Below are 23,613 nucleotides of genomic sequence, written 5' to 3' on the forward strand. Positions count from 1 at the left end.
CATTGATCGTCATCGAGCCGATGTTGGTATTCTGAGCAAGAAACAGGGAGGTTTGCTTACCGCCCGTCCACGATACGTTGCCGCACCATGTATTGTGCGCAAAGGAGTTCGCCTCGAGAGCAGTTGTCGATGCGCCGAAATCGATACTCGTACCGGTGCAATTCCACACTGTATCCTTGATATGGACCCCTTGTAGTTTGGTCGCCGGGTTGAAGTTGAACAAACCGCCAGTAAGACCATTGTCGCCGTCAGTGTTATCAATCCATAGCTGTCGGATAAGGGGCACGCTTGCATCGGAGCAGAAGACCCCCTTTTGATTGGAGCCGGTGTAGATATGATATTCGACATGCGAGTTCGTGATCTTGAAAACTTGTTGCGCGCCGCCGGAGCCTGTGAAGCCGCCCCATTTAAAGGCACAACCGACACCACCGCCGTCACCTGGATTAAATTGAATGCCATCAAAGATGATTGTATTTGGTCCACCCCCAGCGCCTATGGCTGTCGTATTCGTAAATAGGACGAAATCGTCAGCGTCCGAGAAATTATTGCCGCCGTTCATTCCCCATCGACCGCCGACGAAGTACACCTCGGGGAAGCCGTCGATGACCGAATAGTGCGACGCACAACGGCCCTGATTGAGATTGTAAACATGTGACGCGATGCTAACTGGATTCGGCCCCCATGCCGTACAGGTGTCGAAGCCATAGACATTCAGATCACGGATAGTCGAGTTGTATCCGCCCGCCATTCTATAGCCAACTGACCCTGCGTTCGGAGTTGCCGGCCCGCCGACGAGTGTTATGGCTTCAATGATGCCCGGACTATGCAGGCTGTCGCTAGCCGTGGATGTGACGCAAGCAGTAGACACTGCGCCCGCACATTTTATCCACGAAGTCCCTGCGAAACCGGCACTAAAATTGCCGGGCGAAATTTTGGAACCCTTCAGACACCCACTCTGCGGAATCATCAAAACATCTACGAAAAACCCGTTTGTCGATGGCGGCACGAGGATGCAAACATTGCCTGCAGCAAAAGCGGCGTTAAATGCGGATGTCGCGAGGGTAGATCCGTCGGCTTTCGCCCCCCATTCTCGAACATCCGCGCCCTCTGCCGGAAATATGGCGATCCAACATTTCCCATCGGCACTCGGCACTTGCGCACCACCATCGCCGGAACCGGAATTCATCGAGCAGGGTGAAGATGATGCTATGTAAAGAAGGGACGGAGCATCACCCGCCGCCGCGTAGCCAAGGCGCATGACAGCAGGAGGGCCGCCGGATACATTCATCGCCGACAAGGCTGCGGTATTCGTTGCCGTCTGGACGTTGTCGGCGTGCGCTCCAGTGGCGATCAGCAGAAATGCAATCGCCTGCAAAATCCATTTATAAATGCGGTTTGGCAACTTGCAGTCCTCGCGATCAAACGTCGGCCGTTCGACGTAACAATTTCGATCAGACGCGCGTCGGACGCGGCGATAAGCCTTGCCCACCATTGGCTCCGTCAGGATAGCCGCCGGGATAAAGCCCTCAGCCGTATTGGGCCTGGCGATGTCGCCAAACTTCCCCCCGGGGCAGGTCTTCGTCACTTTCCGAGCGGTCAGTCGGGCCTGACTTCGACCGCCACGTGCCCGGGCTTCTCGTTGAGATCGCCGTCCGTCACCCAGTTAGATCCCTCTTCGTAGAATCCGCATTTCCGAAAGAGATCCCGGGCGATCAAGTTGGCTTCGGTTTCAATGATACGTCCGCTTCTCACGCCGCTGCGCTCGCAGAGAAAACCAATGACCGCGTTTTCCACGCCGAGCCCAACAACCCGGCAGCTCATGACAAACTGGTCCAAGAATGATCCGTTCAGGATCGCTACCCCGACCAATCCATAGGACGAATAGTTGTCCTGAACTTCAAACGTCGAGAACTTCCAGCCTTGTGCGAATGCGTGGCTGCATTCCTCGGTACTCCAGCGCTTACCTGTCGTGTTGAACTGGTTGGATTTGTTGATCAGCTCGAATGCCCGCGGGAAACTGCCATGGGTAATATCCGATATCTCGCGGATGGAGACCTTGACGCCCAGAGATGCGAGGAAGTCGTCTCGGCTCATTTCCGACCTGGCCGTTTCGCGTTTCACCTGATCCTGGATCATCTGCGTGCGCCGGCTGGATTCCTGGCTGATATAAGGTACCTGCAATTCGGGAGCCCAAAGAAGGATGCGCCGAATGGAGTAGAGCTCCGCCCCTAGCGTTCGTATTGTCGGAAAGGCTGCCTGCACCGCTTGGCGCTCGACGGGATTGTCGTCGATGAATACGACGTTCTTCGGCAGAAGATTTGTATAGGTCAGAATCTCCTCAATGTTTTCTGCTTTTGGTCGCCAATTGATCTTTCGGATCGCGAAATCTTCGAGATCCAGGCGGCCCAGGAGGAATTTCGGCCAGAGGTCTTTTATCGTCGCCTCTTCATTCTTGCTGACGATTGCAAGAATGATACCCCGATGCTTGAGATATTTCAGGGCTTCAATCATGCCCAGCGGCCAGCCCTCCAAAATATAGGGATGAAAGCCATCCTCGGCGACAACACCGCGCCAGAGCGTGTCATCAAGGTCCATGATCACCAGCTTTACGCTGTCCTGCTGCCTGATCGTCCGATACATTGCGTCGATCTCGCTCCATATGGCGAGAATGAAATCCTGTGTATTGAACGAATAGAGATCGGAAAGTTTCGCGGGAACGACGATGCGTTTGGTATCATGCATGCTGTCCCAGTCATTGGCAATGGACGCATGGCTCCAGGACCAGATGAAATCCTCCTGAATGTACTTCCTGCCGAAGGTGGCAGCTATCGCATCCGTCTGGAGGACATAAGTGTTGGTACGCTGCCGCGCCAATTCGTGGATGAACTTGTTAAGCTGCTCGACAAAATAAGTCGGATTGCGAAAATCATGGCGAGGCAGAAGCCGGCCAATCAGATTCTGTTGAGGCGTGAGGAACTCGGCAATGAACGTCAGAAGGTTGGAGTTTTGACTATATAGCAGCGCGCGTCCAAAGTTTGGACGAGACGAGTTTTGGCCTCTTCGAACTTTGCAATGAAAGGCTCTTCGCTTTCATGCGAGATATTGGCGAGCATCGTTTCAGGTACAATTGTCCGCAAAGGCAGATAGATAAGCTGAAACTCGTACTGGTCGAGTGCCGCCGGCAGCGGGCTGAGGTCACGCCCAGGGAAGTTGTAGAGAATGTGATCGACCTGTGCATGCGGAAAAATCTTATGGGCGTGAGAATACAACGCCTCCGAAAGGCATGAGCCGATAACAAGGATCCGCTTGACATCGGTTTGAGAGACCGCCAATTCCTCCGGTGTCCGAAATTTGTACTCGTGCCTCGACTCCACTGCAGTCGAATTGCTTTCCGGAATTTCCTTGCCTCGGCCGCCTTGATGTGAATATGTCCGCGGGGAGTTCGCAGCACCTGTGCTCAGAATCCTGACGGCGACCTGTTCAAAGGCGGGGACCAATCCGATGTATTCATATACTACGCCGTTCTCATAGCAAAATTCTTGGAACGCCCGGTGTTCGTGCCGCTTCCAATCCGGATAGTTGAAGTACTCGTCAAACAGAATGACGGTGCCAGAAACGATGCGATCGCGCGCCTCGTTCAGAATTGTCTTTGTCGAAGAATAGAGATCGCAATCGATGTGTAGGAAGGAAATATCCCCCGGATGACCGGCCAGAAAGGTGCGTAGCGTTTCGTCAAACCCTCCGACGACAAGCTTGACATTCTGATGAACGGTCGGAAGGTCCTCCCGTGCGAAGGCGCCCGCCTTGACTCCCTCCGTCCAATCTTCAGGAAGTCCCTTGAAGGAATCGAAGCCGTAGACGGTCTTATGCTTCAGTGTTTCGGCAACGATGTTGATCGTGTGTCCGGAGAAGACGCCGAATTCGAGCGTCAGGCCATCGAATTGTATCTTGTCGAGGCTGAAGCGGAGAAGTTCCTCGCGACCATCGAAGCGAGCCGCCTTTCGCATGTGCTCCCGCGCATACTGATAACTTTCGACGGCTGCTGCTAAATATGCAACCGAATCGATGTTTTGTGGCCCTCCTCTATCCGCGAGCAACCTATCATGCGCTGTTTCCTGGTGAATGAACCGCGCGTCGGCGCCGCCATCTGTAGACTGATCGAAAACCATGTTCTGGTCATTCTCGCTGATCATTTTCGTAGATTCCATCAATGGCATAATCCTCCGGGGAGATTATCCGTCCCTAGTCTTCACTGGTCAGCACCTACGTCAGAGGAATGTCGCCTTCAAACACCGCCGCCTTCCGCGTCTCCGGCACGCCACCACACATCAATGTGCTTCACGAATTGAGCCATATTTCAGTTTGAAAGCCGCTCACGGGGGATCAGCGCCAGATCTTCAAGGCGAGTATTCGCTCCGTAATTCTGTAAGAATATGCCAGCGTCTCCTATGTCTTTCGGTGCGCCCGTCGGGTCCGCTCGATCGAGAAGACCAATGTGATAACCAATATCTGTAAACCTCTTTAAATAGCTCAGTGGATCCACCCCAGATATGCGCTGAAGCATCTCCGGCGAGAACTCCGTCGATATGATGGGCCGATCGCGCTCTATAAGAGGCCAAGCGCCGTCAAAAACCTTGGACTCTGCGCCCTCTACGTCAACCTTAATGAAATCGATGCGCTTTTGGACAAGCTGATCCAGGCGAAAAACCGGCACCACCGTACAATAAGGACTGCTTAAAACAGCCGAGGTTTCCGGCAGCAACCCGCCATTGGAACCTACATGCGTAGAGAAATAGGCGGCCCCTTCTGCACTGGATAGTGCGACAGGCAGAAGCTTTACATTGTCAATTCCGTTTCGCTCGATGCTCAACAGTATCAAGCGGCTATTTTCGGAATTCGGCTCTATTGCTGTCACGGAACCCGATGGTCCAACGAGCCTTGAGGACAACAGCGTAAAATACCCGATGTTTGCACCAATATCGACGACATGCATTCCCTCCTTGATCACTGACTTACAAAAGGCAGTGACATGAGGCTCATATATACCTGAATGCAGTATCGAAAGGCCGACTGCCCTATCGGCATTGTCTACCGCCAAGCTAAATGATCCAAGATCAGCGTAGAAAATATCCTCTGGTCCAAATCTGACAATGATCGGTGTGTTTAAGCTCTGACGATCAAAAACACCTATAACAGAGCGAATTTTTGAATAAGATAGTTCTCCATCCGAAATACCATGTCTCCTAATATGATCTTTATGAGATGGAGGAATATCGTTCCCATACAGGAACTGACATATCGTTTCTAAACTTCCATCCATAAACAACCCTCCACTCACAGCACTGATCTCGGGAATCGAGATGATCAAAATTACATTTTGAGGCGGGCCAAGCCGCCTAACGGGACTGCATCGATCAGTTTCGGCCTAGCTGCGATTGGAGCATGACTTTCTCCAACAAACCCACTCGTTCCAGTGGGGCCGCCCCATCGCAGTACGCCACGGCTGAAAGCCCGAGATGGCATGACCGAGCGCCCGTATCGCCGAACCTGCCCCTCGTCAGCAGGTTGACCGTCACCCTCCCCTGCGGTCCGACAACACCTTCGAACGAAATGTAGGTCGGCCGGTCGATCACCTGGAAGGAAGACGTTTCCCCTCCGGCATCGGTGATCAAAACAATGTTCTGGCTGCCAGGTGGGCACATCACCTCCAGGTAGATACGCACTTTCTGGCCCTCGGCGAGTTCGCTATCGAACACAAGCCGGGAGCGGCGCTGGCTTGCCCAGACGCCCCAATCCTCCATAGCGAACCAGCCAGAGTCACGCGCTGCGCGAAAGGTAACGATCCGCCGGCCTTCAGCGGCGATCCGCAATAGCGCCGTGTCGCCGCCTTCGATGATCTCGTTGCGAGGCAGGCGGCAATTCAAACGGCCGGGCTGATCTCCCAGCCCAACACTCATGTCGATCGCCGTCGAGAACAGCTCGGAGCAGAACGCATCCCACGATTTTGGCACGAAATTCTGCTCGATATCGCGCTGCCAGTCGGCCAGATCCTCGCGATCGACAATGACCTGCTTGAAGATGTTGTAGCCGTCCTCGATGTTGTAAGGATTGATGTAACGCACAAAATGCCCTCCAACTTCGGGCATCGAGGTGGCGTTGGAGGCGATGCAGGGCTTGCCGTAATTCAGGCTCTCGCCAATGGGCAGGCCAAAGCCTTCGGCAAAACTTGTATAGGTCGTAAACAGAGCATGCCGGTATAGATATTCCAGCTCGTCGTCCGAGATGTCGTTGAAGATGTAGAGCCAGTCCCCGACATAACCGTGAGCGGCCAGATGGTGCCGCAATTCGTCGATCTGCCAACCCCATTTGCCCACCCAGACGAGTTTCGGTGCCTTCTCGCCCAGTTCGCGGATCAGACGTTCCCAGATGCGGATCTGGTACATATGATTCTTGCGAACCTCGATGGTTGCAACACAGAGGACATATTCCTCCTCTGCCATGCCGAGGATGTTGGTATTAAGGATCCTGGTCTTCTTCTGTGTCTTCCGCAGCTCCGTTGCGAGCGGAATTGCCTTGACGGGCAGCTCGAAGTTGAGACGCTCCTTGAAATAGGCCCTGATTTCGGATGCGACGAACTCCGAATTCGCCAGAACGAAATCGCAAACCGACAATACGTCGATCAGCTGTCTTTGAAACTTGTCGACGGCAGCCTGCTGGACATATTCCGGATTCCGGATCTGGATGAGATCGTGAATGAATACGCAGAAGCGCATGCCCTTTTCACGAAGCTTCCGCATGACATCGTAATGCGGATAGATCCAGAAAGCGCCCGCAACGACGAATATATCATCCTGCGTCGGCCAAACTTCGAAGCGCGCGTCGAAGACGGCGGCAATTGCCTTATCGACCATGCTGCGATCGACAATCGGGACATCGAACTGGCGAACAAGCGTCGCAAGTGCCGCCGGGCTCGCGGCGAGAATACGATGGCGATCATACTCGGGGATCACCGGGATAACGCGGTAATCTCCGAACATACCGGACTCGATATGAAGGACCAGGTTGGCAACGACGCGTTGAATTCCGCTCAGGCTCTTATTGTGCTGAGCATATTCCATGAGGTCGGTGACGTCGAGCCAGATGGTCTTTAGCGCTTTTTCGCTCTCGGCGCTGAAATCTGAAAAGACGTCGCCAGCGGCGCCCGCTGCCACGAGTTCGATGACGGCGTCGTGGTTGCCGGGGTTGCACTCCACCGAGCGCTTGTAGCTTTCGATTGCTTCACCCATGCGTCCAGTGAGCTTCAGCAAGTGCCCGCGCTGCAGGTGAATATCGGAATCATCCGGGTTGAGCTCGAGAGCTTTCTGATAGCGCTTGGCTGCCTCGCGGTAGTCACCCGCTTCCTTGAGGCAGTTGCCCGCCTGAACCCAAATCCCCGTGTCCCCGGGATTGGTCTGCAAATGCTCATCATAAAGGTCGGCCGCTTTCTGCCACAGTCTCGAATCCCGCGCGACGTCTGCCTCACTGACGACGTTTCTCATTTCTTCCTTGCTGCGGAAAATGTTCATGAAATCTCGCCCGGTTTGTTGGGTCAGGTTGATCGCGATGGCTAAGGGGATTTCCGCGATGGTTCGTCGGCGCTCGCAACTCCGCCGGTTCTTGCCGGAGACGGATAGGTCGATCCCATCCCTCTCCGGCTGCTGAACAGCTCCTCACTCTGTCGGCGGTCCAAAGGTGGACCGCCGCAAGATGGGCTTTCCTCAAGCGGCGCGGAGCCCCGCGACGTCTGTTTCTTCCGGCGCCACCCAAGGTTGGCCGGCTTCCGCATAGCCTGTCAGGCGCAGGATCACGTGGCCCTTGCAATCGGCCCACAGTGTGGCCGGCAGCACGAGGTGACCATTGGTCCAGGACCAATTGCAACCTGCAGCGATCTCTTCCGGATGGAGGCCGACGAGGCCGTTCAAGGCAACGTCGCGATCCGTCTTGAGACCATCGAAGATACGCAGGCTCTCGAACCGCACGCCGAGCGCACGGACCTCTCGACCGGGGGAGAAGGTCCGCGACACCAGGCTCGCCGTCTTGGTAGACGCCGGGAAGATGAACCGTGCGAGGTCGCCGTCGATCTGCCCCTCCACGCGTTTGCCGTCGACCAGCATATGCAGGTCCATATCCGCAGCCCGGCTCCAGCCGAGTGCCTCCGCCCGCGCGATCAACCGCTCGCGGATCGCCTCGACGAGGACGCCACGGTCAACGAAGGGGCGAGCATAACGGGTCAGGCTCTCGGCCACACGCTGAGCGGCGTCGACCTCGACAAGGCGGCCATAAGCCCTGCCGAAGAAAGCGCGATTGCCCACTTCCATGTAGCTCTCGCAGCCCATGCCCTCAGCCATCAGCACATCATGGCTTTCCAGTTCCACGTGCCAATATGTGACCTCGGGCCACTCCTCGCGGACGATCGTCGCGCCATTGGCCAGCTCGCCGACCGGTACGAACACTTCGCCCATCAAGTCCACGCAGACCGCATGGCCGCCGGACAGCAGCAGATCGCGAGCGGGCAGGTTATCGCCGAATGCGCCGGCACGAACCCGGACGGGCCACTCATTGCGCACCGGCCGTTCGACCCGTTTGCTGCCGATCCAAATGATCGGACGGGCTTCGCCGGTCGCCGTGATCGCCAGGTCGCCAACCCTCAGATCTTCGACGGCGACCTCGCCGCGCGCGGTAAGGATAAGCGTTCCGGAAACGAAGCACGGCGTCGCCACCGGAGTAATGTCTATTGCCGCACCATTCGCAGTGATTGTCAGCGGACCTGCCTGGCCGGCGATGAAAGTGCCGGTCGTGAAACTGGTGCCGGCAACGCTGACATTTCCGAGCGGATTGTTGCTGCTGTCGAAAAGGCTGATCGTCTGGGAGCCGCCGCTCGAAGTGATGGTGTAGTGATCCACCGATCCGGCCAGCCCCTGGAATTCAATCTTGTCCGTCGCGGCATCGAAACTATTGATGGTCGTCGACGAAAGATCGAGAACCGCCCCACCGGCGTTCGCGACGAAGGTGCCCCCACCGGCTCCGAAGTTGATGGTCGTGCCGTTCAGCGCGCTTATCAAGGCCGTTCCGTTGGTGAACGAGCCGCCATTCTCGATGTCGACAGTCAAGCCGCTCAGCGCTCCGAGGACCGAGCCGCCGGCAGCGGTGGCGGTGCCGCCGTCAACGATGACGGTCATGCCGCTCAGCAAGCTAATACCAGAATTGATGGTAGCGTTGCCCCCCACATAGACCGTGGACGAGCCTAACAGCGCGGCGGTAATGTTGACGGTTGCCGTCGCGCCGGGGGCCACCACATAGTTGGTGTTCCCGAGGATCGAGAGGATAGACAGCGAACTGGTGCCATTAACCGGCGTCGCAACATTGCCTGGCGCGATATTGGTTAGTGTTGTTGTCGTACTGTCCGGGTTGGTGATGGTGAGGTCATAGTTTGCACCTACCCCGAGTACGCCAGGGTTATAGGTCAGATTATACTGTACGCCACTCGCAGTGGTGGCACTATAATTGCCTTCCGCCATGTTTCTTGCTCCGTTGAAGTAAACGAGTTCAGAACTAGTCTATGCTGACCCTCATCGCGTAGGACGATGGAGCTTCGATTCGCCCTTCGCACATCTCCTTCCCAACGCTGTAACGGGGGGAACCCCAGAGCATGCAAAGACCATCAGCACTCTTGTCCAGGCAATCCCGCCCCTGCCACACCAATCCCGTCATGACAGTATAAAACGCGACAAAATCTTTATGATCATAGTCTAACTGAGATATTTTCTGCTTTCTCGGAAGCGTAGTTGACTTTCAAAGCGGAATCACACGCGCTGTCAGATAGTTGCAGCGTCCGTCGGACACGGAGACTCGGGTTACCTCGCTTATCGTCTAAACACTGCCGGTGGGTCGTTCGCCTGCTGTTCTTGAGAAGACTTTAAGGTTTGAGAATGCGGTTTCGCTCGGATTGAAATCGGCTACGCAGCGCGAGATGCCCAGGCTCTGCAGCAATGCTCGATTATTTCGCCACCCTGACCCGCGCACCACCGGGGCACCCGGGGAGAGCGTTATAGACCATAAGATCGACAGCTATCCATACCGCCAAGCTGATGGCGAAGTTGATGAGTATCCCCTTGTAAAACAACAGATAAGCGAGTCTTACTGGCCAAACGGCAGATACTCAGAATGGGAAGGACGCAGGATGGAGAAAAATCCGCGTGTTTTTAGACCAACCGACAGCTCTTGATCGAAGCTCGTCCGTTAACCCGATCTCCATTTAGTAAATAGGACGAAACAGCATCGTCTTATGACGGCGTTATTCTTCTCTCAGGATGCTTCAGCTTCGCGGACGCGATAGCCCATTTCCACCGCCCGCCTTTCAATCGATATACGAGCTTGCTGGAGCACTCTACCGGCATAGACTGGCGGATAGCACCAGTCGTTCCAGGTGCGCGTTGCTGTACTTGCAAAGGAACCGAACCGCAGTACGCCGGGCTCAAGGAAGGACATACGGCCACCGAGAGCGAGATATGTCTCGGTCTGTGCGCCTTCGGCAAGAATGATCGAATGCTGTTCGAGCTCGATATGGTAATACTCGAACGGCACCAAAGTCGTCTCCTGCGTGATCGTCGTACCGTTGAGGAGGAACTTTGCTGGAATCAACGATTCCTCTAGAAACATGCAACGGTCGGGCGAAACGTAAAGATCCCGGGAAGGGACGTTTTCGGCAAGGGCGCCCGCCTGTATGCGAACCGGAAGGGTATCGCGTGGCTTATCGATCGCCTTCGGATCAATCCGACGCCGTCCGACCCATCTGATTTCCGCAACGCCTTTGTGGGTAACCACAAGATCGCCGGCCCGCAAATCCTCGACCGGAGTATCTCCCTCGGGTGTGCGGATGAGTGTGCCGCGCAGAAAGCAGCTCGTAAAAGTCAGGCTGTCTGCGTTGGCATCGTAGGTGTAGGTGACACCCATGGGTATGGTATAAGAGCCGAATGGTACCGCGTTCAAGAGACCGCCGAAGAAGGTGACGGTATTCCCTGTTTGAGAGACAACGTTCGAGCCTACTACCTCGATCCTATCTCCCGATTGAACGTTTACGACGTTCGGCGGGGTTGGGAGGCTCAAATTGATGCCGCCTGGATCGTAGGCGAACAGCCCACTACCCTTTGCATCGGCAAAATCCACGGTAGCCCCGTTCAAAAGATCGGCAGTAAGCAGGCCCACATCCGCGGTAATACTCGAATTGGCACCTATCGCATAAGTATAGGTCGAAGCGGCCCCGACATTGGCGAGGCCGGCATTGATCGTCACATTCGCACCACTAACCGCTTTGATCGTTGTATTTGAAGCCCCGCCGATGCCGACGATACTGCTAATATCGACATCAACGCCGTCAACAATCACTGTACCGTTGGCAACCAGATTGAGCTGGATGCTATCCGAGTGAGTGCCGGCATTGCTACTATCAATCGTAGTCGTGCCATTGTTGATTAGGTTGATGCCAATCAAAGCCATGTTATTATCCTCTCCGACAGATTAACATGTTGTCTTTTAAGGCAAAACTTGGTCAGAACTTGTAGTTCAGGCCGACCCGAACGGCATGGAAGTCAAGGCTGCCTTTGGTATTGAGGGTATCCCCTCCGAATTTGCTGCTGCCAAAATCGACATACTGATATTCGAGTTTTGCCGTCACATGGTCGGTGAAAGCGTGTTCGACGCCGGCACCGATGGTCCAGCCGGCCTTGGTCTTGTCATCGTCAAAGCTTACGCCAGCCAAGGCGCCCTTGTAGTCGACATGCCCATAGGCGAGACCGCCGGTGCCGTAGAACAAGGTATTGTCATAGGCGTAACCGATGCGGGGGCGAACAGTGCCGTACCAGTCGATCTTGGAAGATGCACTTGCGGTGCCGTTTCGGAAGGAATCGCTGATGTCAGCACCCTGAAAATCGGCTTCAAGGCCGACTACCCAGTTGGGGTCGAACTGGTAGTTGTAGCCGATCTGGCCACCTCCGAGGAAACCGGATCCTTCAAGCTTGCCAAATCTGCCAAGGTAACTTCCGAAGGAATGGAATCCGACATCGTCGTTACCACCGAAACCGCCGCCGGCATTCACACCGACATAGAAACCGGTCCACGAAAATACCGGCGCCGCCTCGACGGGAGCTTGAGGCGGTGTGGAAGTTGCGAGATCTGCTGCATAGACGGTACTTCCCGCAACCGTCGCCAACAAGAAAACCGTAGTCCCCAAAAACTTGCGCATTCGAAAATTCTCCTCGAAGGAATTCACGAGATTCAACATGTAACTTGCGAAAGTTCACGTTGGGGCCATAATATAGACGTGATTATAGCTGTAAATACGTAGTCGCTAATAAATATTTTCGAGATACAATCTTTATTTGTATAGTTTTGTCGCAATATGTATTGAGAGCATATTGATTCTATACTTTGACGCACCGCAAAATGCCGGAATCGCGGCGGCAAAAACATTACAACCAGAATGAGATGGATGGCTTCGCGTCTGCCGGGGACGCGGAATGTATGAAACGAAGCGCGGAAATTTCGCTTCGTTCGTAAAGGCCGCCGGCCGCGGCGGCTTCCAAGTGACGCAATCGGGTGTGATGTGTCGCTTTCGATATAGACAGGCAGGACGCCGTTCTGCGAGTTTTTATCGCTACCGCAGATATTCATCTGCTGCGCTGGGAGGCCTGACGGGGCGGACCCCTAGAAGGAACGTCAGGCCTCCCAACTGCGCCCAACTCCTCTCCCTATGAACGGACATATGATGAAGAGCATGCTGGCAAATCACGGCCTGCATAGATTTGGTGTGTCAATCTCCGCAACGGCGCCCAGGAAGACAGGCAGAGCGATCATGTTGCCGCTGGAGCATTCCGAAACATGCGGCCTGATGGCATTAGGCATTGGCTTACTGTGAAATCGACTTTCCGACGCCGGGCGTAATCAGACCTCCCGCGCCGCTTTCCGTATGGACGATGTAGCGGCGACAAGCCACATCTTTGGAACTATCGCAACCGCCAATTTGCGATGGTCGGGAGGCCTGGTTGCCTTGCTTCAAGCAGCGGTCGGGCCTCCTCGCTTGCCATAAGCGCAACTCGCCAGGCAGTTGCTTTTATCCCGGCATGCGCCAAGACGCCTGCTTGTTCGCATGGCTGCCAATTCAAACAAACCGACAGGCTTTAATCGCCTCAGGGAATTACACGCATGCGGGCGGCGCCAGCCGCCTTGAGGAAGGCAGAGCGAACCTGTTCGGGTGAAACCCTGCCTTTGACGCCGTCGACGCAAGCCTGCAGTGCTTCTTCAAACGCATCGCCGTAGCGTATCGGCCATTTCGTCATCAGATATTCGATGGCCTGTGCGATCGAATTGATGGAGTGAATCTCATCCCCATCCTGCGCTGCAATTCCGAGCGGCGCGAATGCCAGCCCTGCGGGTTCATCCGAGGCGTCGAATGAGGTTGATTGATCTTGATCGGCGGCGTTTTCGGATTTTGCATGCCGGCGCCTCGTCACCAGTGTGGCCAGCAAGGTCATATCCCGAGCAATCCTATCCAGGGCTGCGAGCTTGTCTTCTTCGGCCGGCGTTCGGTCCTGCCCCCCCTCTCCCGCCTGCGGCTCCGGCGGCGAGGCCAGGCGGCTATCTACATTCGTTCGAGGAGTGAAAACATCATCAGGGACCGAATTAACAAGCTGTGCGCCGTTATCGAGGTCGGCGCCAAAACTCTTATCATTCCGTCCCATGCCGATCTGTCCCAATAAACGCCGTCAAACCCATCCCACTGCATAGCAGCGATATGTTGTATCGGCAAAAGTACTACTAATAAAACGCAATTGACCCGTATAGATTAAAACTTTGAAACGAATTTGACCAGTATCGCGACAACAGAAAGCGAAAATACTCATAAAACCAGGCGATATTGGCTTATTTTCAATGTATAAATATGGAAATTTTCGCTTAAAAGGCCAACGAACGGTCCTGTGATCGAAGCTGCATCTCTTCGATGCAGCAGCCGCACCTACATCTATAGCTGCATAGGCAACTTCAAATGTCGCCTAATCCACCTGCGACTGCCATTCCGGCAGCTTTCGGTGCCGGAACCATTGCAAGCCCGTCACAAGACGTTGCTCATACAGTTGCAGACGCATGTGCCTGCGAAAGCGAGATGATGCGCTCTTCGATTGCGATGATCGGCATGGAAAGCCAATGCGAAACGCGAGCCGCTGAATTGAAGAGGCGCACCGAAGTGCGCCGCTTGTTCAGACGATGAAGAAAGTCGATGGCGGAACCTGCAATGCGGTCGCAATGCGGCGAAGTTTCGCCGGATCGGCCTCGGCACCAGCCTCGATTTCCGTGATCTCCCCACTGGTCAGACCACAGGTCTCCGAGAGGTCGTCAATCGTGTAACCGATGGCTTCACGCGCCTGCCGCACAGCAGCAGCAATCTCACCATCAGGAACCGTAGAAACCTTTGAACTATCGATATTATTCGGAGTAATGGACATGAAATTTCTCCTTCCAAAGTCCGCCGGCCAATTCGTTGCCGGGTGAAGGCAGCTATTGCAGCCATGAGGCATATCGACCTAAACAGACACGGCCGAACGCTGCGTCAATATAGGCATCAATGCGGCGAGGGCAAGCACGGAAGCGCATAGCTGCCAATCGCCTGGCTCTCGGCTAATGTCGCGATTTAATATTCTGTGATAGCGACAACACGTCACGGTTACAGAGGAATGAACGGCACTGCACGCCGTCCTGCGACGTCAGCCGCCGCCCGCCCGGCTGTGAACGTCACCCTGTAACAACGAAGATCATTTCTTGCCTTTTGCCTTGCGCACCTTCCGCCCGGCCGCAAGCAGGAGCCCCTTGAGTTCCGGTTCACGCACACGATTGGCTGCCTCGATGAAGGAAACCCACTCGACGCGGCGTTGGCCTCGCTCCGGAAAGTCCTGGAGCGTTTGGTCAACCTCCAGCAGATGCAGTTGGACAATGCAGGGAACGCGGCTGCCGTCGGCAAGCTGCTTCAGATAGGTAAAATAGCCAAAGGGCTTTTTCTTCACCTTCCCGCGCACGCCGGCTTCTTCATAAGCTTCAATGGCGGCAACCTCATGCGGCTTCTTGCCCTTGATCGGCCAACCCTTGGGAACGACCCATCGGCCGCTCTCCCGGCTTGTGACGACGAGCATCTCGGCATCGTCGCCTTCGGGCACCTTCCTGTAGCAAATGGCGGCATATTGCTCATGGACCTGGCCGTGCAGCAACTCGTCGGCATGACCGGCAAGCTCGGACAGAAAGCTCTCCGACCGTCGCAAGGCTTTTTGCTGCGCTGAAAGTGAGAAAGCCATGCGCGCTACTCGCGACACGGTCGATCGACGCACACGCCCCTCGAAACTGGCCGGCTCGCGCTCACAAAAATCGTCTGTGACACGCTGCTCTCCTGCTCGCTTGGGTTTCGTCGAAATTCACAACTGTCCGTATGATGCTGTGAGCCGCTGCAGTGACAGTTTTATGAAGGCGGCTGTTGATAATGCGGAAGGATCAGCCATCTGAGAGTGCTACACGAAACTGTGATCGAACGGCACCGAACGAAAAAACGGCCCCCCGAAGGGGCCGTTTCATCCTTGGGAGGACATGCGAAGTTTATTCGGCTGCCTGCAGGGCAGGCACCTCGATTTCTTCGCTCAATTGCCCCGCCATGGCGGCGGCAAACTTGGTTTGGTCGAGTTCGTTTTCCCAGCGGGCAACAACGACCGTGGCGACCGCATTGCCGACGAAATTGGTCAAGGCGCGGCACTCCGACATGAATCGGTCGATGCCGAGGATCAGCGCCATGCCGGCGATCGGAACCGAAGGCACGACGGCAAGGGTGGCGGCAAGCGTGATGAAGCCCGCACCGGTGATGCCGGCGGCACCCTTGGAGCTCAGCATTGCCACCAGCAGCAGCAGGACCTGATCCCCCAGCGACAACGGCGTATCAGTTGCCTGGGCGATGAACAATGCTGCCAGCGTCATATAAATATTGGTGCCGTCGAGATTGAAGGAATAGCCCGTCGGGATGACGAGGCCGACGACGGAGCGCTTGCAGCCTGCACGCTCCATCTTGTTCATCAGGCCCGGCAATGCGGCTTCAGACGACGAGGTGCCGAGCACCAGCAGCAGCTCTTCCTTGATGTAGCGGATCAGCGCCAGGATCGAGAAGCCGTTATAGCGGGCGACGGCCCCGAGCACGACGAGAACGAACAGCAGCGAGGTGGCGTAAAAGGTGCCGATCAGGAAGGCCAGATTGGCGATCGTGCCGATACCATACTTGCCGATAGTGAAGGCCATGGCGCCGAAGGCACCGATGGGAGCGAACTTCATCAGCAGGGCAACCATGCGGAAGATCGGCGTGGTCAGTGCCTGGAGGAAATCCGTCACCGGGCGTCCGCGTTCGCCGGCAGCGCCAAGCGCAATACCGAAAACGACCGAGAAGAACAGCACCTGGAGAATATCGCCCTTGGCGAAAGCGCCAACGATCGTATCCGGAATGATGTTCATCAGGAAGCCGACGACCGACGCGTCATGGGCCTGCGCCGCATAGTTGTTGACGGCCTTGGTATCCAGCGTCGCCGGATTGATGTGCATGCCTGCGCCCGGCTGCACGACGTTAGCAACGATAAGACCGACGATCAGCGCCAGGGTCGAGAAGGTCAGGAAGTAGATGAACGACTTGCCGACGACGCGACCGAATTTCTTCAGGTCCGACATGCCGGCGATGCCGGTCGTGACCGTTAGAAAGATGACGGGCGCGATGACCATGCGCACCAGCTTGATGAAGGCATCACCGAGCGGCTGCAACGATGTGCCGAGCTGCGGATAATAGTGACCGAGCAGAATGCCGGCGGCGATGGCGGTCAGAACCTGCACATAGAGGTGCCGGTAAAAAGGAACCTTGGCGCGCGCTTCCGCGGCAGCGATGGGAGCAATCATGATGTCCTCCGTTAAGCCCAACCGATCTCTCGGCCCTCCGGGCGACGACTAGAATTCAACAGCCTCCGACTGTTCCGTCGTTCTCTGCAATGACTGTGCCAGATGCATGCCTTGATTTTAACATATTGCTTTTGTTGAAATTTTAATTTCCGACACTGATCCAAGATCATCGATCTGTGCGACTATCCGCACAGATCGAATTGCGGTGCGCGCGAAATCATGCACAATACGGCAATGCTGCAGCGCCCGGCCAACGAACGATTTCTAACGCCCGAGCAACTGGGCCGGCGCTCCCGCCGGGTCTGGTTCGTGTTCGCGTTTCTAAGTGCGGCCATCATTGCGGCTGGCCTTTATGGCGCGAATTTCTATGGACGGCTCTCGGCAATAGAAACGCTGCAGAGGCAGGGGCACACGGATGCGAACCTCAAGGTTGCCCTGCTGCGCGCGGTCCTCGAACGTCCGCGCGCCTTGCCGTTGCTGCTGGCCGACGACCAGCAGGTGCGAGATGCGCTCGCCGACAAGCACATCGACGATGTCGTCGCCTTGGATCGCAAGCTCGAAAGTCTCGTCTCCGGCACCAGCGCATCCGTCCTTTACGTCACCGGCAAGGACGGCGTTGCTATGGCCTCCAGCAACTGGCGCGAGCCGCTGAGCTTCGTCGGCAATGATTATTCTTTCCGCGATTACTTTCGCAAAGCCATGGAAACGGGAACCGCCGAGCATTACGCGCTCGGCACGGTCAGCAATCGTCCCGGCCTCTACATTTCCCGACGCGTTGGCGATGTCGGCTCTGCGCTTGGTGTCGTTGTGGTGAAGATGGAATTCGATCAGCTGGAGGCCGACTGGAGCGAGACCGGCCGCCCCGCTTATGTGACCGACGAACGCGGTGTCGTGCTCATCACCAGCCTGCCCTCATGGCGCTTCATGACGACCACCCCTCTTGCGCGCGAGGAAGCCGACGCCATTCGAAAAAGCCTGCAGTTCGGCGCGGCACCGCTTTCGCCCCTTCCGGTCAGCCACCCCGAAAAAGTCGGCCCGGATGCAACCATCGTGCGCGCCATTTTGCCTGGAAGCAGCGCTGCGGAATATTTGCGGCTGACGGTCGCCGTTCCATCAACACCCTGGCAGCTTGGCTACCTGATCCCGACCGATCAGGCGATCGCCTCGTCCGTGCGCGAGACGCGCTTCCTTGCCTTGACCGTCCTTCTGCCGATCCTCGCATTCGCCGCTTTCCTGCTGCGTCGCCGCGATGTTTCCGCCATGCAGATCGCTGTCAACAGGATCGCGCGTGAGGAGCTGGAGCGCCGGGTTCTTGAGCGCACGGAGGATCTCAGCCAGGCCCGCGACCGGCTGGAGGCGGAAATTGCCGACCACCGTGCGACGGAAGCCAAGTTGCAAGGCGTGCAGCAGGATCTCGTGCAAGCCAATCGCCTTGCCATCCTGGGTCAGGTCGCCGCCGGCGTCGCGCATGAAATCAATCAGCCGGTCGCGACAATCCGCGCCTATGCGGAGAATGCCAATGTCTTCCTTGATCGGCAGCAGACAGAGCCGGTGAAGGAAAACCTTTCTGCGATCGCGGCGCTGACCGAGCGTATCGGCACGATCACCGAAGAACTGAAAGCCTTCGCCCGCAAGGGAAGGACCGCACCGGAGCCAGTCGACCTCAGAAGCGTGATCGAAGGAGCCGTGGTTCTGCTGAGGAGCCGCTTTGCGGGTCGCCTGGATGCGCTTAAGATCGAGTTGCCGCCAACGGGCCTTGGTGTTGTCGGCACGCGCATCCGACTGGAACAAGTGCTGATCAACCTCTTTCAGAATGCTCTTGAAGCTCTGGAAGGCTGCGATCAGGCCAAGGTGGAGGTGTCGGTGCGCGAAACTTCGAATGAGGTCGAGGTCGTAGTTTCGGACAACGGCCCCGGTATTCCAGCGACGATCCTCGATTCGCTGTTTACCCCTTTCAATACATCCAAGGAAAAGGGTCTCGGCCTTGGTCTCGTCATTTCAAAAGATATCGTCGTCGACTATGGCGGCCGGATCGATGTCGAGAGCAATGGCAGCGGCACACGCTTCACCGTCCATTTGCGCAAGGCCACACCATGAATGAGAGTTTCCCCGTTTTCCTCATCGACGACGACAAGGATCTGTTGAGGGCGACGAAACAGACGCTGGAATTGGCTGGTTTCGCAGTATCCGCCTTCTCTGCCGCAGCCGAAGCGCTTCTTGTTCTCGACGCCGATTTTGCGGGTGTTGTCGTCTCCGATATCCGCATGCCGCAGATGGATGGACTGCAGCTCTTTGCCCGCATCAAGACGCTCGACGCCGATCTGCCGGTCATTCTCATGACGGGTCATGGCGATATTCCGATGGCGGTGCAGGCGATCCAGGACGGCGCCTATGATTTCATCGCAAAGCCCTTCGCCACGGACCGGCTGGTGCAAAGCGTGCGACGCGCGGCTGAGAAACGAAGGCTCATCCTGGAGAATCGGGCATTGCGGCAAGCGGCGGAGCAGGCGCAAGGCGATCTGCCCCTGATTGGCCAGACACCCGCCATCGAGCGGCTGCGCTATACGCTGCGGCAGATCGCCGATACGGATGTCGATGTGCTTGTCACGGGCGAGACCGGCAGCGGCAAGGAAGTGGTGGCGAGCCTGCTGCATCGCTGGAGCCGGCGCGCGAAGGGTAATTTCGTCGCGCTGAACTGCGGTGCCCTGCCCGAAACCGTGATTGAAAGCGAGCTGTTCGGCCATGAGCCAGGCGCTTTTACCGGCGCGCAGAAGAAGCGCGTTGGGCGCATCGAATATTCCAGCTCCGGCACCCTGTTTCTCGACGAGATCGAAAGTATGCCACCGCCGATCCAGGTACAGATGCTGCGCGTGCTTGAGATGCGCGAGGTAACGCCGCTCGGCACCAACGAAGTCCGTCCTGTCGATCTTCGCGTCGTGGCGGCGGCGAAGGTCGATCTCGCCGATCCTCGCCAACGCGGCGATTTTCGCGAGGATCTCTATTATCGTCTCAACGTCGTCACACTTTCCATTCCGCCACTGCGTGAACGGCGCGATGACATCCCGCTGCTCTTCGGCCATTTTGCCGATCGCGCCGCCGGCCGCTTCAAGCGCGAGGTGCCGGTCCTATCCACAGCAGTGCGCCGCTATCTGCAGCAGCACGACTGGCCGGGCAACGTTCGCGAACTCTCGCATTTTGCCGAGCGCTTCGTGCTCGGCCTCGAATCGGCAACAACGGCAAAATCCGACGAGGTACCGGCGGCGGACGAAGGTTTGCCCTTGCCGGTTCGAGTAGAACGTTACGAAGCCGAACTCATCCGCGAAACCCTGTCGCAGAACAATGGCGATGTGCGCCGCACCATCGAAGCGCTCGGCATTCCCAGGAAGACTTTCTACGACAAGCTCCAGCGGCACGGCATCGTCAGAGGCGATTTCGCTGGTTTTGACGGGGACGAGCGCCGAGGTTCGTGATCCATCGCCAAGAGCGGACTATGCCAGCTGAAGCGGGTTTCCACCACGTGCTTCAGGCACTGCGGCGCATCTCCTTGATGTTGGAACCGGCGCTTAGTCGAGCCGCTGCCTCGGCGGTGCGATCCAGAACCAGCATCGCTTGCGCGATCACCGTCGCAAGCGCTTCATCGCTCTTGGAAGCAGCCACGACCAGCGGCGCGCTCAAACAAATTCTAAGGGCACTTGCCGGTACATCACCAAAATCCGCGCAGCGAACGGGCTGCCCGAGACGCACGGACGCAACTCCATCACCGTCGATGGCCAGCGCCTTGTAGACCGCCGCCATTTCCGTCGCAGTCAGCATCGCGCCATCCGTGCAATTGCGCAGGTAGAACGAGAAAATGGAGGGAATCTCGTCCCAGCGAAGAGCCGATGATGCGCCCCACAGTTCACGCCTGTCCAATGGCCGGCTCTGCAAAGGCTCAAAAGCCGGATCGTTCGCAAGACGATCAGAGACTGCCGCGGCAAAAGCGGACAAGACCGCGACCACACGATCTTCAGCTATACCGACGAGGCGTTCGAGCTCGAACAGCGCGGCTTTCCAGCGCAGCAGCAGGCCGAGATTGGCACGCTCCGGCAATATATCGCGGGCGGCCCAGCCCTCCGGCCACTCTGCCTTTCCGCAATAATCTGCCAAGGCCGCCGGCAGTGCGCACGATTTGAAGCGTTCCGACATTTGGGGCGGGCAGAGAAGCGCCCCGCTGAAAATCGGTCCGGCAAGGAATTTCGAACCCGTGAGCGCGACCATGAAGCCATGGGCGAGATATGCGCGGATCGTCGCCGCCGACAGGCGAAACTGGCAGGCGTCGATCATGATATCCAGCAACGGACCGAAGCGCTGCTTCAGACGCAGAACGGTCCCGAGGCCCGGGGCCAGCAGGCTGGTTTTCGAAACGTCCGTGACCACAAGCAGGCATCTGAGGCCGGCTGCGCGGGCAAGTTCGATGAGGCCGCGCAACTCCTCCTCCACCTCGCTCTCGGTGCGAAGAGAGCCATCCTTGTTGCGCACAGCAATGGCGGCGTTGCGCGTCGCGTCGCCCGCCCGCAATTCCTCACCCTTGACAACAGCTCGCTCGCTGCTGACGCGGCTCATGAAATGCCGCCCGGCAGACGCCGTCATGACGCCGCTGCCTGTCTCGTTCCCCATCAGCGTGATGGTCATCAGGGCACGTTCGTCCTCGCCCGCCAACAGCGCGGCCGAAAAAAGATGGATGTCAGTGCCCGATGTGGCCAGGATGGCATCGATCCGCGGCTGCGACGATTGGCTGAGGCCAAGCAAGCGCAGCAGATAGTCACGCACGCGCCCGATTTCGCGATCGTAGATAGCCTTCGGCGAGCTTGTTTCCATCTCCTGCGTCAAATCCGCGTAATAGGATTCGACCGCGACAAAGGCGGCGCCGGAGATGGTCGATGCCGTCGATGAACCGAAAGCGAGATCTTCGGGCCGGGGCGAGGGGCCATAGCCATACATGTTGAGCCCGTTGACCGGATCGCAATCCAGCCGTTCGTCGCCGCCCGACACCAGATGTTTCAGAAGCGCGCCCCTCGCCTCGCCTCGCTGTTGCGACGACGCACCCGCGGTCACGTTCTCATCCAGGGTACAGTCGTCAGCAATTTGCTGCATGGAGAAGCATTCCTCTTTCGCCGAAGTCGAAAACGCTTCGCAGGATCGCTCCGCGTTCTATGCCGAGCGGCGGACCCTCGGCAGCGGAACATTACGCCTCGTAAGGTGGAGCGAGGCTGACTTGTCGAGACCAGCAACGCCGGTGGCAAGAGCAATAAAAAGCTCGCGATCCGGAGGACCGCGAGCTCATTTCAGCAAAAGGGAATTGTCGTATCAGCCAGCGGCTTCCAGCTTATCCTGCGTCTTCGTCTCGAAGTCGCTCGCATCGTGGCGCTCACGCAGCTGCTCGGACGGATCGCCCGACATGCGGTTGACCATGCGGCCGCGCTTGACGGTAGGACGCGCGTAGATTTGCTCTGCCCAGCGCTGAACATTCTTGTAATCCTGCACCTGCAGGAACTCGGCCGCGCCATATTGCCAGCCTTTGACCAAGCCGCCGTACCACGGCCAGATGGCAATATCGGCAATCGTGTAGTCACTGCCGGCGATATATTCGCTTTCAGCCAGGCGACGATCGAGGACATCGAGCTGACGCTTCACCTCCATGGCAAAACGGTCGATCGCATATTCGATCTTCGTCGGCGCATAGGCGTAGAAATGGCCGAAGCCGCCACCGAGATAGGGCGCGCTGCCCATCTGCCAGAACAGCCAGGAGATGCATTCGGCCCGAGCCGGCTGCTCGGTAGGCAGGAAGGCGCCGAATTTCTCGGCGAGATACATCAAAATCGAGGCCGATTCGAAAACGCGGACCGGCTTCGGACCGCTGCGGTCGAGCAAAGCCGGGATCTTCGAGTTCGGATTGACATCGACGAAACCGCTGCCGAACTGATCGCCCTCGCCGATCTTGATCAGCCAGGCATCATATTCCGCGCCGCTGTGACCAAGTGCCAGCAGCTCTTCGAGCATAATGGTGACCTTCACGCCATTCGGCGTTCCAAGCGAATAGAGCTGAAGGGGATGACGTCCCACCGGCAGTTCTTTCTCGTGAGTCGGGCCGGCAATCGGGCGATTGATATTGGCGAACTGGCCGCCATTGGCCTTGTTCCAGGTCCAGATTTTCGGCGGCGTATATTCGGCAGAACCGGTCATGGGCATCCTCCTGTTTCGGGGAATCACGTTGGGGTTGGTCTTCGATGTAGCGCGCTACATAGGTCGCACATAGGGGCGACTCTTCATTTTTGCGAGAGGAGAATGCGCACACTTTAATGCGGAAGCGCTCTTGCCGCTTGGGTTGGAGCGCCAGCTTCTCGACCGAGTTAGGTCATTGCCAAATCTTCTGGAGGTCCATGAAACGAAAAAGCCTGCCGCGGGAGGAGGAGCGGCAGGCTTTTTACAAGAACCGAACAGCGGATGGGAGGAGGAGTTCCGCTATTCCTGCAGCCGTCCCTGGGAGGAGGATAAGGACGTCTGCGAAGCGAAGGGATGCGGGAGGAGATGCATCCCTTCGATAAGAAGAACATACCAGTCTTTTGCTCAGTT

16 protein-coding genes and 1 pseudogene are annotated in these 23,613 nt (G+C 56.9%); 3 read left to right on the forward strand and 14 right to left on the reverse strand.

The genetic code is table 11. From position 1 onward, the window contains the following. A pseudogene (locus GDN47_RS28145) lies at window positions 1-1,402 on the reverse strand (hypothetical protein); the annotation flags it as partial. 194 nt (window positions 1,403-1,596) lie between these two features. Then, window positions 1,597-2,640 carry an HAD-IIIC family phosphatase gene (locus tag GDN47_RS28150; protein ID WP_308936559.1) on the reverse strand — a complete coding sequence of 348 codons (1,044 nt, stop codon included), beginning with the start codon at window positions 2,638-2,640 and terminating at the stop codon, window positions 1,597-1,599. Between GDN47_RS28150 and GDN47_RS32470 the strand changes: the two genes are divergently transcribed. Next, entirely contained in the window at window positions 2,542-3,018 is a 477-nt protein-coding gene (locus tag GDN47_RS32470; protein WP_233790170.1) for a hypothetical protein, read from the forward strand. The two genes, GDN47_RS28150 and GDN47_RS32470, sit on opposite strands and share 99 nt — an antisense overlap. Here the strand turns inward: GDN47_RS32470 and GDN47_RS28155 are convergent. The 10 genes from GDN47_RS28155 to GDN47_RS28200 form a co-directional block, all read right to left on the reverse strand. Further along, window positions 2,991-4,208, reverse strand: coding sequence for a class I SAM-dependent methyltransferase (locus tag GDN47_RS28155; protein WP_173002591.1), 1,218 nt, complete (start codon window positions 4,206-4,208; stop codon window positions 2,991-2,993). The genes GDN47_RS32470 and GDN47_RS28155 overlap by 28 nt on opposite strands. A 149-nt stretch (window positions 4,209-4,357) precedes the next feature. Continuing rightward, window positions 4,358-5,320 carry an FkbM family methyltransferase gene (locus tag GDN47_RS28160; protein ID WP_152094701.1) on the reverse strand — a complete coding sequence of 321 codons (963 nt, stop codon included), beginning with the start codon at window positions 5,318-5,320 and terminating at the stop codon, window positions 4,358-4,360. A gap of 94 nt (window positions 5,321-5,414) precedes the next feature. Next, the gene (locus GDN47_RS28165; RefSeq protein WP_152094702.1) at window positions 5,415-7,565 is read right to left on the reverse strand and encodes a tetratricopeptide repeat protein; all 2,151 of its coding nucleotides are present in this window, start codon (window positions 7,563-7,565) and stop codon (window positions 5,415-5,417) included. A 192-nt stretch (window positions 7,566-7,757) separates the two neighbouring features. After that, entirely contained in the window at window positions 7,758-9,557 is a 1,800-nt protein-coding gene (locus GDN47_RS28170; protein WP_152094703.1) for a Hint domain-containing protein, read from the reverse strand. Window positions 9,558-10,344: 787 nt separating this feature from the next. Then, a complete protein-coding gene (locus GDN47_RS28175; RefSeq protein WP_113332690.1) occupies window positions 10,345-11,535 on the reverse strand; it encodes a Hint domain-containing protein in 1,191 nt (396 codons plus the stop codon). A 52-nt stretch (window positions 11,536-11,587) separates the two neighbouring features. Then, window positions 11,588-12,280 (reverse strand): outer membrane protein, encoded by a 693-nt coding sequence (locus GDN47_RS28180; protein ID WP_113332759.1) that lies wholly within the window; start codon window positions 12,278-12,280, stop codon window positions 11,588-11,590. 943 nt (window positions 12,281-13,223) lie between these two features. Beyond that, window positions 13,224-13,775 carry a DUF982 domain-containing protein gene (locus GDN47_RS32475; protein WP_233790167.1) on the reverse strand — a complete coding sequence of 184 codons (552 nt, stop codon included), beginning with the start codon at window positions 13,773-13,775 and terminating at the stop codon, window positions 13,224-13,226. Window positions 13,776-14,291: 516 nt separating this feature from the next. Continuing rightward, window positions 14,292-14,537, reverse strand: coding sequence for a helix-turn-helix domain-containing protein (locus GDN47_RS28190; RefSeq protein ID WP_113332692.1), 246 nt, complete (start codon window positions 14,535-14,537; stop codon window positions 14,292-14,294). Window positions 14,538-14,843: 306 nt separating this feature from the next. Further along, the gene (locus GDN47_RS28195) at window positions 14,844-15,377 is read right to left on the reverse strand and encodes an NUDIX hydrolase (RefSeq protein WP_152094704.1); all 534 of its coding nucleotides are present in this window, start codon (window positions 15,375-15,377) and stop codon (window positions 14,844-14,846) included. A gap of 295 nt (window positions 15,378-15,672) precedes the next feature. Beyond that, window positions 15,673-17,001, reverse strand: coding sequence for a dicarboxylate/amino acid:cation symporter (locus tag GDN47_RS28200; RefSeq protein ID WP_113351137.1), 1,329 nt, complete (start codon window positions 16,999-17,001; stop codon window positions 15,673-15,675). A gap of 219 nt (window positions 17,002-17,220) precedes the next feature. On the opposite strand from GDN47_RS28200, the gene GDN47_RS28205 reads away from it, so the two are divergent. Together GDN47_RS28205 and GDN47_RS28210 are read left to right on the forward strand one after the other, a co-directional pair. Continuing rightward, window positions 17,221-19,098 carry a sensor histidine kinase gene (locus GDN47_RS28205; protein ID WP_113332694.1) on the forward strand — a complete coding sequence of 626 codons (1,878 nt, stop codon included), beginning with the start codon at window positions 17,221-17,223 and terminating at the stop codon, window positions 19,096-19,098. Then, the gene (locus GDN47_RS28210; protein WP_152094705.1) at window positions 19,095-20,471 is read left to right on the forward strand and encodes a sigma-54-dependent transcriptional regulator; all 1,377 of its coding nucleotides are present in this window, start codon (window positions 19,095-19,097) and stop codon (window positions 20,469-20,471) included. The genes GDN47_RS28205 and GDN47_RS28210 overlap by 4 nt, the downstream gene beginning before the upstream one ends. 52 nt (window positions 20,472-20,523) lie before the next feature. Here GDN47_RS28210 and GDN47_RS28215 read toward each other — a convergent pair whose 3' ends face one another. Then, entirely contained in the window at window positions 20,524-22,134 is a 1,611-nt protein-coding gene (locus GDN47_RS28215; RefSeq protein ID WP_152094706.1) for a hypothetical protein, read from the reverse strand. 213 nt (window positions 22,135-22,347) lie between these two features. Then, window positions 22,348-23,223, reverse strand: coding sequence for a glutathione-dependent disulfide-bond oxidoreductase (gene yghU, locus GDN47_RS28220; RefSeq protein WP_113351133.1), 876 nt, complete (start codon window positions 23,221-23,223; stop codon window positions 22,348-22,350). Window positions 23,224-23,613 lie beyond the last annotated feature (390 nt).

This window comes from Martinezella dioscoreae, from assembly GCF_009176305.1.
GTDB lineage: Bacteria > Pseudomonadota > Alphaproteobacteria > Rhizobiales > Rhizobiaceae > Rhizobium > Rhizobium dioscoreae.

Excerpts from the sequence above, each read along its gene's own strand:
- GDN47_RS32470 (WP_233790170.1), top strand. The coding sequence starts at position 2,542 with ATGAAAGCCATCCTCGGCGACAACACCGCGCCAGAGCGTGTCATCAAG.
- GDN47_RS28150 (WP_308936559.1), bottom strand. The coding sequence starts at position 2,640 with ATGTATCGGACGATCAGGCAGCAGGACAGCGTAAAGCTGGTGATCATG.
- GDN47_RS28155 (WP_173002591.1), bottom strand. The coding sequence starts at position 4,208 with ATGGAATCTACGAAAATGATCAGCGAGAATGACCAGAACATGGTTTTC.
- GDN47_RS28160 (WP_152094701.1), bottom strand. The coding sequence starts at position 5,320 with ATGGATGGAAGTTTAGAAACGATATGTCAGTTCCTGTATGGGAACGAT.
- GDN47_RS28165 (WP_152094702.1), bottom strand. The coding sequence starts at position 7,565 with ATGAACATTTTCCGCAGCAAGGAAGAAATGAGAAACGTCGTCAGTGAG.
- GDN47_RS28170 (WP_152094703.1), bottom strand. The coding sequence starts at position 9,557 with ATGGCGGAAGGCAATTATAGTGCCACCACTGCGAGTGGCGTACAGTAT.
- GDN47_RS28175 (WP_113332690.1), bottom strand. The coding sequence starts at position 11,535 with ATGGCTTTGATTGGCATCAACCTAATCAACAATGGCACGACTACGATT.
- GDN47_RS28180 (WP_113332759.1), bottom strand. The coding sequence starts at position 12,280 with ATGCGCAAGTTTTTGGGGACTACGGTTTTCTTGTTGGCGACGGTTGCG.
- GDN47_RS32475 (WP_233790167.1), bottom strand. The coding sequence starts at position 13,775 with ATGGGACGGAATGATAAGAGTTTTGGCGCCGACCTCGATAACGGCGCA.
- GDN47_RS28190 (WP_113332692.1), bottom strand. The coding sequence starts at position 14,537 with ATGTCCATTACTCCGAATAATATCGATAGTTCAAAGGTTTCTACGGTT.
- GDN47_RS28195 (WP_152094704.1), bottom strand. The coding sequence starts at position 15,377 with ATGGCTTTCTCACTTTCAGCGCAGCAAAAAGCCTTGCGACGGTCGGAG.
- GDN47_RS28200 (WP_113351137.1), bottom strand. The coding sequence starts at position 17,001 with ATGATTGCTCCCATCGCTGCCGCGGAAGCGCGCGCCAAGGTTCCTTTT.
- GDN47_RS28205 (WP_113332694.1), top strand. The coding sequence starts at position 17,221 with ATGCACAATACGGCAATGCTGCAGCGCCCGGCCAACGAACGATTTCTA.
- GDN47_RS28210 (WP_152094705.1), top strand. The coding sequence starts at position 19,095 with ATGAATGAGAGTTTCCCCGTTTTCCTCATCGACGACGACAAGGATCTG.
- GDN47_RS28215 (WP_152094706.1), bottom strand. The coding sequence starts at position 22,134 with ATGCAGCAAATTGCTGACGACTGTACCCTGGATGAGAACGTGACCGCG.
- yghU (WP_113351133.1), bottom strand. The coding sequence starts at position 23,223 with ATGACCGGTTCTGCCGAATATACGCCGCCGAAAATCTGGACCTGGAAC.